This window comes from Saccharopolyspora soli, assembly GCF_022678645.1.
Taxonomy (GTDB): domain Bacteria; phylum Actinomycetota; class Actinomycetes; order Mycobacteriales; family Pseudonocardiaceae; genus Saccharopolyspora; species Saccharopolyspora soli.
In genome coordinates, this window is record NZ_JALBWV010000170.1 from 1 (window position 1) to 1087 (window position 1087).

Sequence of the window (1087 nt, forward strand, 5' to 3'; positions counted from 1 at the left end):
AGGGCGGAGCTCGCCCACTTGCACCACTTGCGCGGAGATCTGGATCGGGCCGGCAGCGAGTACGCCTCGATCCTCGCCACCCAGCAAGCGGTGCTCGGCGCCCTGCACCGCGATACGTTGAGCACTCGCAGCGAGCTGGCCGGGATTCGGATTTCGCGCGGTGCGCTCGCGGAAGCCGCGGCCGAGCTTCGCGACATCTCCGCGAAGCAGTGTCGTGTGCTGGGGGAACGTCATCCGCACACATCTGTGACCCGGAGCCGGCTCGCTGCGGCGTTGGCCGGGCAGGGCCAGCGGGCGGAGGCTCGAACGATCTACGAAAGCGTGCTGCGCGGCCGCGAGGAGCAGTACGGCCCTGATCATCCCGACACGGTAGCTGCGAGGAAGGAGCTCGCGACGCTCTGAGCACGAGCGGTCACGCGGTCGAACCCTCGTCACCCGCCCAAGCCTCCTTGGCTGCCGCAACCGCGCAACGGCTATTCACTGATGTCGGGGACTCATTCCCGTGCCCGCAGAGCGCACATTTCACGACCAGAGCTTTTCTATCCTCGCTATCGGTCTGAGACCGAGAGAAGTCCTGCGCCGTCAGTGCCTGTTCCTGAACTGATCTTGGTCGGCGGGGTGGGTGCGGAGATGAGGAGGGACTCCTGGTAGATCGGTCGGTGTCTAGTCGTCCGTATCCGTCCAGGAGTCCCGGGTGTCATCGTGCCCCAGTTCGTCGATGGTTCGCGCGCGGGGTCGGCAGTGCTGCCTGCTGGCCACCACGCATCGCAGTCCGTGCCGCTCGCGGCGGTATCCGTCGGATATCACCGATGCCCAGTGGGCGATCATCGAACCGCTGCTACCGACCCCGGGATGGCTGGCCGGGAGGGGCGGCCGCAGGGCCAAGCACTGCCGCCGCGAGATCGTGGACGCGATCTTCTACGTGGTCGACAACGGCATTAAATGGCGAGCCCTGCCAGCGGATTTCCCGCCCTGGTCCACTGTGTACAACCACTTCGCCGCGTGGGAGGCCGCCGGCGTCAGCCAGGACGTGCTCGACGGGCTACGTGACCGTGTCCGCCTGACCGAGGGCCGCAACGCCGCACCC

The 1087-nt window shown here is 67.2% G+C and carries 2 protein-coding genes; both read left to right on the forward strand.

Annotated features, from left to right (window positions below; translation table 11 throughout):
• The coding region (locus MOQ72_RS44125) for a tetratricopeptide repeat protein (RefSeq protein ID WP_242192036.1) at positions 1-402 on the forward strand (402 nt) is incomplete at its 5' end.
• Between the two features lie 316 nt (positions 403-718).
• A partial coding sequence (locus MOQ72_RS44130; protein ID WP_242192037.1) for a transposase occupies positions 719-1087 on the forward strand: 369 nt, incomplete at its 3' end.